General features: G+C 45.2%; 8 protein-coding genes. All 8 read right to left on the bottom strand.

What is annotated here, in order from left to right:
• Positions 1-84: 84 nt before the first annotated feature.
• A complete protein-coding gene (locus QUB44_RS02340; RefSeq protein WP_333362619.1) occupies positions 85-1,989 on the bottom strand; it encodes an EAL domain-containing protein in 1,905 nt (634 codons plus the stop codon).
• Positions 1,990-1,993: 4 nt separating this feature from the next.
• The gene (locus tag QUB44_RS02335; protein ID WP_333362616.1) at positions 1,994-4,789 is read right to left on the bottom strand and encodes an ATP-binding protein; all 2,796 of its coding nucleotides are present in this window, start codon (positions 4,787-4,789) and stop codon (positions 1,994-1,996) included.
• A 755-nt stretch (positions 4,790-5,544) separates the two neighbouring features.
• A complete protein-coding gene (gene lptC / locus QUB44_RS02330; protein WP_333362613.1) occupies positions 5,545-6,744 on the bottom strand; it encodes an LPS export ABC transporter periplasmic protein LptC in 1,200 nt (399 codons plus the stop codon).
• Between the two features lie 190 nt (positions 6,745-6,934).
• Entirely contained in the window at positions 6,935-7,540 is a 606-nt protein-coding gene (locus QUB44_RS02325) for a LabA-like NYN domain-containing protein (RefSeq protein WP_006631885.1), read from the bottom strand.
• Positions 7,541-7,645: 105 nt separating this feature from the next.
• Entirely contained in the window at positions 7,646-9,238 is a 1,593-nt protein-coding gene (metG, locus tag QUB44_RS02320) for a methionine--tRNA ligase (protein ID WP_333362610.1), read from the bottom strand.
• Positions 9,239-10,075: 837 nt separating this feature from the next.
• Positions 10,076-11,218 carry a heat-inducible transcriptional repressor HrcA gene (hrcA, locus tag QUB44_RS02315; protein ID WP_445251234.1) on the bottom strand — a complete coding sequence of 381 codons (1,143 nt, stop codon included), beginning with the start codon at positions 11,216-11,218 and terminating at the stop codon, positions 10,076-10,078.
• A 300-nt stretch (positions 11,219-11,518) separates the two neighbouring features.
• Complete coding sequence (locus QUB44_RS02310; protein ID WP_333362606.1) at positions 11,519-12,388, bottom strand: alpha/beta hydrolase; 870 nt, start codon at positions 12,386-12,388, stop codon at positions 11,519-11,521.
• Between the two features lie 744 nt (positions 12,389-13,132).
• Positions 13,133-13,858, bottom strand: coding sequence for a hypothetical protein (locus tag QUB44_RS02305; RefSeq protein ID WP_006631881.1), 726 nt, complete (start codon positions 13,856-13,858; stop codon positions 13,133-13,135).
• Positions 13,859-14,296: the final 438 nt, after the last annotated feature.

Genomic DNA, 14,296 nt, shown 5'->3' with positions numbered 1-14,296 from the left:
CCCAGCAGAATTGAGTTCGCATGATGATGAGAGTAGGCTTTTGAGCCTATCCCACAAGAGTTTCCTAAAATTTATCGAGGCAAACTAGATGTCAGGCCAGCTTGCTAGCCCTACTTTTAAGCCTAATAGTTCGGTTGCCTTTTCGCTGTCTACAGGCCTAGAAAATAAATATCCTTGCCCCAACTCACACCCCAACTCTCGCAGTTTCTGTAGCTGTGTTGGCGTTTCTATGCCTTCTGCCACAATATCCATACCTCGGCTGCGAGCCAGCGTCACAATTGTCTGGATAATTTCTACGCCGCTGTTGTCTAACCCTATGCGGCTCACAAAAGAGCGGTCAATCTTTAAGGTATCAATGGGAAACTCGTGTAAGCGGCTTAAAGAAGAATAGCCCGTGCCAAAGTCATCGATACACAACAGAATGCCTAGAGCTTTTAGCTGCTTCAACATCTTTTCTTCCCTGGATACTGTTTCTAAAATGCAACTTTCAGTAATCTCTAATTTTAAACAGTAACTTGGAAAGCCAGTCTGCTGCAAAATCTCCTCAATTCGATTGACTAGGTTTACTTGCTTGAGCTGCACGGGGGAAAGATTGACATTAATCGCCAAGGGAGGTGTTTGGGGAAACTGTTGCTGCCAAATACTGATCTGGTGACAAGCTTCCTGCAAAACCCACCACCCCAGTTCATTGATCAAACCAGTTTCTTCAGCCACAGGGATAAACTCGGCAGGCGGGTAGATCGTGCCAGATGCGTGATGCCAGCGTACCAAAGCTTCAAAGCCACTCAGTTGCCCCGTAGAAAGGGAGACAATTGGCTGGTAGTGAACGCAAAATTCTTGTAGCGCGATCGCCCTTCTCAAGTCGTTCTCCAACTGCAAGCGCGTCATCGCCACAGTTTGCATCGCTGGATCGAAAACTTCGTAACGCCCTCTGCCTTGAGCTTTAGCATAATACATTGCTATATCCGCATCTCTGAGCACGTCTTCTGGGCGATCGTAACCCATTGTGCTAACAATAATGCCAATGCTGATCTCGGTAAATACTTCATAATCATTCAAATTAAACGGCTGCCTTAATTGATTTTGGATGCGTTCAGCCACCCTGTTTGGTTCATCAATATCTTTAATATCTTCCAGCAATATCACAAATTCATCTCCTCCAAACCGCGCAACTGCATCTGTATGGCGTAAACAAACTTGAAGTTGACGAGCAATGCTTTTTAGTAATTGATCCCCAACCAAATGCCCGAGGCTATCATTCACTACTTTAAAGCGATCTAGGTCAATAAATAGCACCGCATATAGATAATCTTCACGTTTGTACGACAAGTCGATCGCCTGTTGCAGCCGATTCATAAACCAAGCGCGGTTAGGCAACTCCGTTAGCGCGTCGTGAAAAGCATCATGTCCTAATTTTTCTTCTCTTTCCAACAACTGAACTTGAGCCTGTTGAAGCTCGTTGCAGGCTTGTCTAAGTTCAGCCGTTTGAGAAGCCACCCGTTCCTCTAACTCAGAAGTGAGTTTCTGCAAGGCCACTTCCGCCTCTTTTCGCGCTTCAATTTCCTCTTTGAGAAGCACATTTTGCTCTTCCAACGTCTTGGTCAAATTTCGCAGTCTCAGGTGTAGTTGCACGCGGGCTAGGACTTCCTCTTGCTGAAAGGGTTTAGTGATATAATCTACTGCCCCCATTGACAGACCTTTAACCTTATCCACGCGATCGGTAAGAGCTGTCATAAAAATCACAGGGATATCTTTCGTTGCCACCGATGCTTTTAAGCGGTAGCAGGTTTCAAACCCATCTATCCCCGGCATCATCACATCTAACAATATGATATTTGGCGAAACTTCTTGTAACTTCTCAATAGCACTTTCCCCATCCTTAGCTACTAAAACCTTGAAGCCTGACTCCCTCAAAAAATCGAACAGAAGTTTTAGGTTATTCGGGTTATCGTCAACAATTAAAATTACATTGTCTTTTTGGTTAACCATTTTATTAGCCCAAATGTTTTTTTACAAAAGCTAGTAGTTCTTTTTCTTCAAAATTTTTAGCAAATTGCAAGATTTTATTAGCAAAGGGTAGATAGTTGCCGTCTATCTGCTTGAGTCTATTGGCTTCCTGCTCAATCACTTCAATATCGCCGATCCGAGCTGCATTAAACAACGCTACCAGCTCTGCTGATGGCGGTATCACAAGCTCACCACTCTGAACGTTTAATAAATCAGTGAAACCTTCCGGCTGTAAGTTCGCCACATCCGCAGGTTGGTCGTAAATCCATTCGAGTTGCAAGTAATTCTTTAATACTTCCAGCAATTCGTCTACTTCGATAGGCTTTGACAGGAACTCGTTACAACCTGCTTCGTGGCTATTTTGCCGATCGAAGTTAAACACGCTGGCGCTGGATGCTATCAATATTACATCCTTAAACTCTGATGACTTTCGGAAGCGCCGTGACATTTCAAATCCATCCATTACTGGCATCACTAAGTCTGTGATAATCAGATCTGGTTTAAAATCAATGGCTTTATTTAAACCCTCTTGTCCATTACAAGCTTCCATGATTTTAAAACCTAGTGGTTCTAAAAAATTTCTAATAAAACCTCGATTTTCAAATCGATCGTCTACTAATAAAATTTTATTTTTATTTCCTTTAAAACCCGTTAAATTAATTGAATTATTTAGCGAATGTTGCTCAATAAATTCAGATGATTGAGTCAACTCTAAATCAAAGGAAAAAATGCTGCCTTGACCGAGTATACTTTCGACTTTTATTTCGCCTCCCATCATTTGAACAATTTTCTGTGCGATCGCTAATCCCAACCCAGTGCCTTCTGCCTTCTGCTGGCTATTTCCGACTTGTTCAAACGGTAAAAATATTTTTTCTAACTGTTCTGGTGTCATTCCAATCCCCGTATCTTGGATATGGAAACGAATTTTAGTAAGTTGTGATTGGTCGGAGTCTTCCCCCTCACCTATTACGCCTACCTTAAAAATAACACCACCTTTTTCTGTAAATTTAATAGCATTGCCCAAAAGGTTAATCAAAACTTGGCGCAGTCGTTTTTCATCAGCATTGACAGCGTTAGGAAGTTGATTTAAGACTTGATAATTAAACGTAATTTCTTTTTGTTCAGCTCGGATGCGGCACATTTCCAAAACCCCGATCAAAAAAGAAGAAAAATTAAAATTTGAACTGTAAAGTTCCATTTTACGGGCTTCAATTTTAGAAATGTCTAAAATATCGTTAATCAGCGTGAGTAAGTGCGAACCACACTGGTGAATAATGTGGATAGAATCTTTTTGTTTAGGAGTGGTAGTTTTATCGCGTTCCATAATTTGAGAGTATCCTAGAATTCCGTTCAGGGGTGTGCGGAGTTCATGGCTCATGTTGGCGAGGAATTCGCTCTTGGCATGGTTAGCAGTATCAGCGGCAATTTTTGCCTCTTTTAGCTCACTTGTTCGTTCTTCTACTCGATTTTCTAGATCTGAGTTGGTCTTTTCTAAAGCAGCAAAAGACTCGCGCAATTGCTGTGCCATTTGGTTAAAAGATTGAGCGAGAACTCCCAGTTCATCTATCCCATTTACGTCTACTTTTTGGTTTAATTGACCGCTAGCGATCGCTCTACTCGCTTTACTCAAAACAAATATAGGATGGGTAATCCAGTGAGAGGCGAGGATTCCTAACAACGTCGCTAGCACTAACGCTAAAACGCAGAGTAGGATAGTGCTGCGCGTATTGGCATTGATTTGCTCCATAAAGTCGGCTTCTGGAACGACTACAACAATCAGCCAATCAAGACCTCGACCATCTTGGAATGATGATACTTGCACGAATTCCCGCTGACCATCTAGCATGAAGTCTAGTTGCTGGTTGCTGTCAATTTCGGTAAAGTTACCAAAGCGTTCTATTAAATGTTGCGCTGTACCCTTGATCAACGGTACACTGCTTTGAATCGCTTTTAATCGTTGCGTTTTTTGACGATTGTTGCTCTTGATAAATGGCTTCTCGGCAGTGGAAGAAGCCACTAGCAAGCCCGATCGTTCGATGATGAAAGTCCTCCCCGATCTACCAATTTTTAAATTTTGGAGAAAGTCGCTGATTTTTGAGAGAAATAGATCGGTACTTACAACTCCTCTAAAAATGCCATTTTTATCGTAAACAGGTTGGCTAGCGGAGATTCCTAGGCTAGGTTGAATATAATATTGATAAATTTTATTCCATTGGGGTTTGCCTGCAACTTTTGCAGCTTGATACCAGGGTCGAATGCGGGGATCGTAGTCTGGGTGGGTTTCCTTAAACTGAGTCGGGTTGCCCTCTCTATCTACCTTGACGATAGTATTGAGAAAATTAGTAGAGCGATCGGTTATTTCAATAACCACACTGCCATCATCCTTATATCCAGCACCGGCGTATTCTTTTTTTTCCCCTCCAAAACTGATGTAACTAACAGTGGAAAATTGCTTGAGCTGCCAGTAGAAGTAGCTTCTCATCGAACTCATATTGTCTGGATTCCATAATCCAAAGCGGCGAATGGCATCGACGCTGATGGCATTGACCAAATGGGGCGTTTCCAAGTAAGTGTTTAATTGTTGATTGATGCGGGCGACTACCTCCGTTCGTAATTGGGTAGTAACGTTGTTGACGGCAGTTTTACCGTTGCGTAGCGAGAGCCAACCTGTCAGCCCCACAGCGGCAAAGATTTGCAGGACGAATGGTACGACTAAGACAAGGCGCAGCGGGATTTTTTGAGGGCTTTTTGCAACTTCGTCCTCACTTGCGATTAGTGTCATGGCGGAGTCATTTTAGTATTTGGATTGTATCAATAACAACAGTCGCTCACCCTTGATCCTTTAAAGTCAGCTCTAGGGAAATTCTTGATTCCCTCTATATTGAGTACACCTCCTTTTACTTGTAGGTCTTGACCTCAATATGAAGTGATCTAAGCATACAATTATATTCAGGACTTACACATTATACGGTCTGAAATCCACAACCATCCTGACCCCAGAGCAACCTTTAAAAAGGGGGAACAGCTCCCGGGAGAAACCGCTTCAAAAAGGCGGAACCGCTCCCGGGAGCTACTTAAAAGCCCCTGGTCAAGGCGTTTGGGGGATATATGCGTAAGTCCTAATACTGTAGAGTGCATAGTGCCTAAATCAACCCAAAACTCAACAGTGCCATTAGTTCAGGTTGAATCAGATGCGAAGCTTAAAAAGATTTGGCTGCACGGGCGATCGCCGGAAACATAGGGGGCTGAGCGAGATAGCGTTGAAATCCGCTGTTTGGCAGTTTCGTTTTTTCTTCCAGGCATAAGTCTAATCTCCCACACCCCATCTAAAAACGACAGCCGCACCCCCCCGGAGGCGAGATATGCCTTTCAACAGCATTAAACTCTCTCCAACTTAATCAGTCAATTAAGATAGGTTCATCAAGCCTTTCTAAAATTGTTTGTAAATTTGTTGTCATCCCAACCCCTGCTTGCTCAATCTAATCTTAATTAGATTTGCGTTTATGGGTGTTCATCTGCCCGCATCTGCGATCGCAATTATTGCTGTCCCAAAGTTCCTTTGTACTCGTCCGGTACAAATTCCGTAACCACTTGGCCCCCGCCACCGTCGCCTTTGACAATCACAGTTTGATTTTTTAACTCTCCCGCCGCCCTCGGGCCAGTCAAATTAAACACCGGATTTAGTTGCTTGTAAACCACATTTCCTTCTGCATCAAAAGTCTGATTAGTTAAATACCACGTTACGCGATCGGTATTTAATTGAGCTTGACGTTTTTCCCCAATTCCTACCACATTTCCAGTCAAATAAAAAACTTTTTTATCTAAATCTCCCCGACCCGTATCCCCAGTCATCGTCACCTTTTCCACGCGGTGAAAAACCTTCACAGGCCCAGGCGACACCACAGATTGCGCCGGAAAATTCCAACTCATCAAACTGCTTTCTATTTGCAGCGGCGGGTCTGATGGCATCAACTGAGCGTTTTTTGTCAGCGTCGCAATCTTGGTTTTTAAGTCTACATCTACTTGGTCGGCAAAACCGCTGTCTGTTACTATTTTATCTTTGTATCTGTCAATTTGAGTCGGTTGGTCGCTGTTTACCTTTTGTTGCTCCACAAACCACACTAAGTGCTCGGTTCGCAATTGCAAAGCCGGATCTTTAACATTCGCCACCACCGAACCGAATAACTCCATCCTCTTAGCCCTGCTGAAAACCCGCGCTTCCTTCGCTGAAGCCGTCACCTGTTTGTTCTCTCCCGTCAAATTGTTGCGGACAACTAAAACATCTTCCTTGGGCCGCCACTCCAACTCATTTCCGCGTAAGACCACTCCATTTTTCAGGTCAGTAGCGACTATGTTACCTTTGAGAAAAACCTGATTTCCTTCCTGAAATACCTGCCCCGTTTCTCCCTGAATGTCGTAAATTTCTTTGCCGTCCTGAAACAATTTGCCCACGGGTTTCTGAACGTTAACTATCTTTTTGTCTTTGCTGTAAACGGCATTTTGCGAGTTTACTTTCCAGAACGTCTCGCCCTTTTCGTTTGCTTGTTCTAGGGTTACTTTGTTCAAAGTTAAAGTGCTGTTTGACTGTTGAGCAGTTTTGAGATCCTCAGCTAATTTGTTCTTTTGAGTCTCTTGCGGAACCGCACAAGCACCAATCCCCAAAATCAGTGCTGCTAAAAATAGCACCATCAATTTTGGGGATTTAAAATTGGGAATTTGGGATTTTAGATTAATCATTGGTTATTGGGAATTGGTAATGGGTAATGGGTAATGGGTAATGGGTAATTGATAATTGGGTCTTGAAAAACAATTAATCAAAAATTAAAAATGTGTCATACTTGGTCTAAATTTTTAACTTCTAATTCTCAATGATTCAACCCATTAACCATCACCCATTCCCCGTTACCAATTACCCATTACCAAATCCCTATCTGTCGTCGTGTTCCTCCATCAAGCTCAGACCCGACAAAGGGCGGTAAGCATAATTAGGGCGAGATGTTTTTTGGATGTCGTCCTTAATCATCTCCAAATCGATATAGCGATCGGCTACATTAATCAAACTGTCGCTCGTCATCGATCGCAAACTCACCACCTCAACCCGCACACCGCGATAGCTCACAGCGTCTACAGCATAAGCCAAATCGCCGTCACCGCTCACCAAAACCGCCGTGTCGTAAGACCCCACTAAGGCCATCATATCCACAGCGATTTCTACATCCAAATTCGCCTTCTTAGAACCATCTGGCAACTGTACCAAATCCTTAGAAATCACGCGGTAGCCGTTGCGGCGCATCCACAACAAAAACCCCTGCTGTTTCTCGTTAGTGCGATCGACACCCGTGTAGAAGAAAGAGCGCAGCAGCCGCGAGCCCGCAGTTAAACGGCACAGCAGCTTAGTGTAATCAATCTCAATTCCTAACTGCAAAGCCGCGTAAAAAAGGTTAGACCCGTCAATAAAAATTGCTACTCGGCCCCGATTTTCTAGCACCTGTTCCGGCGTAAAAAGGTCATTGCTTTCTATTCTATTCAACATGATTGTTATGCCTCAATTTTTATGAAAGATTGGTAAGGAAATAACTGCTAATTCGTAGTCTGTCATAACACCCAGAGCGCTGGCTGCCAACTATGAAGGTACTGTTTACAGCAGTTCGATCCGCTTAAAAACAGGTTGGGGTTCCCCCAGAGTTTGGTTTGCCGGCAAAGCGCCCCAGGCAGCATGAGCTGCAAAATTCGCTAAACTGTTAACTGTAACCCGATCGTTAAAGTCAATTGAAAAACCTAGCTGCTGATAGATAGCATTGCTGATATTCGGAATAATCGGCGATAAAAGGTAAGATGCTAGTCTAACAGATTCCAGAACAGAATATAGCACTTGTTCAACACTTTCGATCTGTCCCTGCTTGTACAAACTCCAAGGCGCTTGCACGTCAATAAACTTGTTCCCGGCTCGAACTAATGCAAGCACGGCTTCGCAAGCCTTGCTAAAAGCCAAGTCTTCGTAAAAACTCGCTACTTGCTCGCCCAAATCCCGGCTCATAGCCTTGAGAAGGTTGTCGCCGTCAATGTTTTCTGCCAACACATTCGGTACGGAGCCACCGCAATATTTGCGAGCCATGTTTAGGGTACGATTCAGCAAATTTCCCAAATCATTTGCTAGCTCAGCATTCAATATATTGATAAACCGAGTTTCGTTAAAATCGCCGTCCTCTCCGAACTCAATTTCTTTGAGGAAATAGTAACGTACTGCATCAGCGCCGTATTTGTTGACCAATTCAACAGGGTTTAAAGTATTACCCTCCGTTTTCCCCATTTTTTTGCCGTCTTTGGTCAAAAACCCATGTGCGAAAACGCGACCCGGCACCAGTAGATTCGCTGACATCAGCATTGCCGGCCAGTAAACTGCGTGGAAGCGAAGAATATCTTTGCCGATCAAGTGCAAGTCAACCGGCCACCATTTAGATAAAGCATTCTCCAACATCGGGTCGCTGTCCGGATCTAGCAAGGCGGTGACGTATCCCAGCAAAGCGTCAAACCAGACGTAGATGCTGTGACTGGGGTCAACTGGCATTGGCAGACCCCATGCCAGATTCACTCTAGAAATCGAAAAGTCTTGCAGTCCAGAGTTGACGAAACTGAGCACTTCGTTGCGTCGGCTTTCCGGCGCGATGAAGTCGGGACGTTCTGCGTACAATGCCAGCAGTTGGTCTTGATACCGCGACAGGCGAAAAAAGTAATTTTCCTCGTCGCGCCACTCAACTTCCTTGCTGGTGTGGACAGAACACCGATTTCCCGGCAACAATTCCCGTTCATCCTTAAATTCTTCACAGGAGACGCAGTACCAGCCTTGTTGCTGGTTCAAGTAGATGTCACCGGAGTTCCAGACGCGCTGGAAAAATTCTTTGACAATGTACTCGTGACGCCGCGAAGTTGTGCGGATGAAGCGATCGTACTGGATGTCGAGTTGCTCCCACAGCGCCTCAAACGCCGGAACCACTGAATCGCAGTGAGCTTGGGGCGATCGTCCCAAACTCTCGGCTGTCCGCTGAATTTTCTGCCCGTGTTCGTCCGTCCCCGTAACCAGCAAAACAGATTTGCCCCGCAGCCTCTCAAATCGGGCTAGGGCATCCGCAGCCATAGTCGTATAAGCGCTGCCAACGTGAGGTAAATCGTTTACATAATACAGAGGCGTTGTTATCGCAAAGGTATTCTTAGTTTTATCAGTCGATTTCATTGAATGCTAAAAGAAAATTCCCTAAATTCCGTTTCGATCTTAACTCAGCGGTTAAATTTTTTATGGAGTAGCAATCAAGCCAAATTCACTGCAAGTTATTTGCAATTGTCTAACCCGGGCTATTCCCAAAAGAAATATTGCTTTCCTATCCACACTAATCTTTTTTAGTTGTTTTTGACGAACTCTCTAAAATGTCTTAATATTTTGACATTCTGCTGCCTTGGGAATCGACGATCCCAGGGTACGCGCCTCATCTATTCATTGGTCGTAGCCGCTATCCCTAGAGCGGGTTTAGCCGCCCACCCGGTTGGCAACAAAACTCGTCAGTTGGGCTGCTAAACCCGCCGTTGGACTAACGCTCCGCGACCACTTTCTGTCAATGCCCGATCGCTCGCCATCGCCATATCTTTCTCTCGATCCCTGGAAGGTCGATCGCCCCTAACCCCTACCACTTTCCGAGCCGCTCATGGACGGAGAAACAGGGTTGTTTACGAAACTTTCTTGTCAAGCGCGAAGCTTTAGTTTCTTACCCCAAAAAGAGTATCAAACCCACATTCCGCACCCTCAACTGTCACTATCGGTTTTTACTTATTTTGATCCAGCAATAAAACTATAAATTATACTATATTACCGTATATTGACGGTTAAATAACTTTTTAAAGGCATAATTTGTTACTTTGGAGATATAGTTTTCTGCGTAATTATGCTTATAATACCCCAGGGTGTGGAATGTAGGATAAAAGCCTAGGTTTTTTGTCACCAAACCCTGTTTTTAAAGGTTGTGAGTACATCCACAGACAATAAAACCCCAAGCCAGTTAAGCTTAGGGCTATCAAATTAGGGTGCATCTAACAAGGGATTATCTGATCGCCCTCGATCGCCATCAGGAAAACTAACTCGATTTCCGCCAATAGCTTCTGACAAATAATCCGCTGCAGCTTCCACAACCGCGATCGCATTTTCGTAAACCATCCGCGTCGGCCCCAAAACCCCAACACTACCCACCGGCACTGATCCCCGGCGGTAAGTCGAAGAAATCAGAGTACAGCCACGAATTGGTTCTAAGGAATTTTCCGAACCAATACGCACCGTTACCCGCTTCCCTGGCGTCTCCAACTCCGGCGATTCAAAAATCAAAGGCCAAAGCAGTTCCTGCTCTTGTTCGAGCAATTGCACCAGGGTTTGAACTTGCTGTAACTGCGAAAACTCAGGCAAGCGCAGCGCTTCTGCCAAACCGCCGATCAAAATCCGCGTGTAGGTTGGATTGCTTTGGCGGCTGCTCAAAGCAGTCAGCATGGTTCCCATCCACTCAGCGTACAGCTCAAAGTCCCGGTCTAACTCGCTCCAGTCTACAGCCGAGAGTTCCGAGAGCGATCGTCCCCGCAGCTTGCTGTTCAAAAAATTCGACAAAATCTGCAACTGGCGATCGACGATTTCGACATCAGGCGTGTTACCTTCTGCGTCCCTCGGCAACTGCACCAAAACCGACTGAGTTTCGTAAGCATCCGTCACCACGATCAGCATCACCTTTCCCGGCTCTAGCTGCACCAGTTGCAAGTGGCGCAAGCAAGCCATATTGGTTTGCGGTATGGTGATCATGGCTATGTAACCGCTGATAGTTGCCAGGATTTGAGCAGCGCCACGGAGTGCCGCGTCCATGCGGCCGTCCGACCAATTGAGCTGGTCTAGTACCTGTTCCACCTTGCGGGCCAGCGTATCAGAGGGCTGAATCAACTGGTCTACGTAAATTCGGTAGCCGGAGTCAGAGGGGACTCGTCCTGCCGAAGTGTGGGGCTGATAAAGCAGTCCAGCTTTTTCAAGAGTCCCCATCGCATTGCGAATTGTAGCTGGGCTGACGCTGAGGTTGAATTCATCAGCCAAAGCTTTTGAGCCAACGGGTTCCGCTGTAGCTATGTAGTGGCGAACCGTTGCCCAAAGGATGTGTTGTTGCCGATCGGTGAGGTTAACGCGCACAGATATTTAAGCAGAATTAGTATTCAGACAATTTGCCACTATCGAGTCAGAAGCTCTGTCCTTAAGGGCGATCGGGCAGAGTTATCTATTTAAGATAACAGATTTAGGCTTCGGTGAGTTCAGCAACAGATTGTGTACGAGATTTTACGGATTGTGTACGTGATTTTACGGTTCGATGTTGAGGCAATGAACAGGGAAAAATGTTTTAACTTTTAACGTGTAACTTTCTATTTGGGAAGCTTCGCTTCCCCGAACCGGAGATCTGCCCAATTCCCTATTCCTCGGTTTCGCTTTAGCAAATGCCCTTTAAGTGTGTTCTTTAAGAATATTTTGCAGGTAACTCGCCACTGCATCCGGCTGTTCCACCATTGCCAAATGGCCACAATCGGGAAGCTGAAGGACATTCTCGCCACAACCTTGGAACATCCAGTGAAAGCTAGCCAAATGCAGCACGTATTTTGGTTCCATAATTTTGTCTTTAGTACCGGCAATAAAATAAACAGGCTGCTTGAGTTGGGACACAATTTGTGGCAAGAGGTGAATCTCCGCTTCTGTGGTGGAGTCCAACAAAGCCCCCAAAGCTGCCTCTGGATGAGCTCCCACGAAATCTATTAAGCGCTGCCTTCCCCACGATCTGCCGATCGAGCGGGCTACAGAATCGCGGGCAAACACGTAATCTGCTAAGGGCAAGCGAGGCAGCCAGCCGGGACGCATTGTCACTAGCTGCTTGCCGACCGATCGAAACCGCTCGAATTCTTCCTTAAGATAGATGCCGCCCCCTGCATTGATGCAGATCACGCCTTTAACGCGATCGGACAATTTGCTGGCTCCCCATAGAGCGATCGTACCGCCCAGAGAGTGTCCCACCAGCCAAGCAGAAGATATATCGAGTTTTTCGAGTAAAAGTTCCAAATCGCGAGCGTAAGCGACGGGAGTATAGCATGAATTTAGCGGTTCGGAACATGGGCGATCGTCGCCTGCGTCCGATTGAGAATCGCCAAACCCCCGCAAATCGTAGGTAAGGCACTGATAGTTTGATGCCAAGCGATCGGTCAAAGGTTGCCAGTAGTGGCGGCTTAACAGCCAGCCGTGGACAAATACCAGAACCGGGGAAGTTGCAGTCGGAGCCGTCAAATCGTAAGCGTGCCGAACCCCTAGGATGTCGATTGTTGCCATACTTTTATCCTACCCGCTCCATAAGACCTATGTAAACCTATGTATAGCCTTTCTCAGAAAGAGGGAGTACGCCGAAACCCTGTGTTATCAAGCTTTTTCAGTTGAATTGTTTACCTCATCTACCCAAGAAGCGCTATAAGTAAGCCAAAAAGACTCAACTTTATCGATTTACCGCTTACTTCCTGCAGCAGCGCGCGGTCTTAAATTGACGCTCTGCTGTATGAGCGCAATTGAAACATAAATTAACGCGATTTTTTAAGGGCTTTTTGCGCCAATAATTTCCCCATATTTAGCAGAGTTGAGAGTCATAAACCCTGGGTATTTCAGTGTCAAATTAGATTTTCTTGTAGGCGAGTTACAAATTACATTACTACCTCCTACATTCAATGATTGAATAAAGTAAATTGTTACCATTCAACAATTATTGAATCTGTTAATTCTATAGCTAGCGTTAGCTATCCTTAGTTTTGGGCGAGGTGATACGTAATTTTATAAGCGAATTTTTTCGGATATTTTTGACTTTTGCCTGTAGTCCCGCGAGCTTATTTAAGTAAGTAGGCGCTGTAAAACTTAAAAAGCTTGACAACATCGTTTCGGCGTGTCCCATGTTTATGAGAACCGCTATCTACACTCGTTTGTACGAACAATGTTGCCGAGCTTTTTATCCTATCTCACTGGAAAACTTCTGCAAACTAATGTCTACTTATAGAAATCTAGTTATTTAGGGAGCATCGGCAGCTTGCCCTAAAACCGCTCGCCCAGCAATCTTTGTCGCACCCCCTCAGCGATTTTCTGCCCCAGATACTCGGGAATTAAACTTTCATTGGGCCCCAACAAGTAGAGAATCAGGCGAGTTCGCCCCCGCCAAACCAGCAAATTAGCATTTACTACCAACAAATCCTCTTGCCAGATGGCATACATAACTTTGTAAAAAAGTCCAGGTTGATTATCTGCTTCAATCAGCAAAGCTGGCAAGTGGAAAACTGGATCGACGTAGAATTCGGTTGCCACATCTTCCAAACCCGCGTCTAAATTAAATTCCACCGCCAACATCTCTTCAACCTCAAAATGCCCCGCCAATGCCTCTCGAACGGCTCTACAGACGTTTTCTGCTGTTTTATCTGCCAGTACCTTGCCACCGCGAGATACGACCAATTTGATAAATACCAGCATCGGCGGGTAAATTTGACCGTACAGACTCAGACTGTGAATCGTCAGTCCATAGGCTGCGAGCACTCCAAAAATATCGCTCAATAGAAAAGACTGGTTCCGGTAAGCAAAATGCAGGGCACTTTTGTTACCTTCGGCTCGGATTTCGATGACTGCTTGCCGAGTTTTGTAAAGCTGGTAAGCTAATTTGAGGTTTTGCAACTGGATTTCGCTGCTGACAAATTGCTCATAAAACTGCGGAAACGCTCGGTTAAAGCGCTTGAGAAGTTCTAGTGTAGATGGTTTTAAACCCGAAGCCATAATTGAGGAGAAGGTGCGGGAGATATACTGGTATTGACTCTTCCATGCCTTATGGCAATGGGATTTTCGATTCGACGATTCGACTTAAATTGTGCCCGTCTCCTCACTAAAAGCAAAAGTCAAATCTGTCTGAGAACTTATCACGAGAATGTCACCGTTGCGCCATTCCAGTGGTATTTCCTACCAAGGCTATAAGTTCCGGCGCGATCGGCGGCACTCAAAAGAAGCATTTCCCAAAATGCCTCTGTCCTGGTTCGGCAACAAATTTTACCTTAAAAGCGGGTTGTCCGGGCACTGGCTAGCAGAACAGTTCTACCAGACTTGACAGAATCAAAAAAGCGCAGACTCAATGTTGGACGACAAATCCCTGTTTTCGGCGTAAGATGAGTGTACCGTAAACTGTTCCTCAAGAGGCTACCGGCAATTGCTCCTACGCCG

It is taken from the genome of Microcoleus sp. AT3-D2, assembly GCF_036705715.1.
In the GTDB taxonomy this organism is placed as follows: domain Bacteria; phylum Cyanobacteriota; class Cyanobacteriia; order Cyanobacteriales; family Microcoleaceae; genus Microcoleus.
The sequence above is the reverse complement of the archived record's forward strand: the minus strand, read 5'-3'. Positions and strand labels throughout refer to the sequence as shown.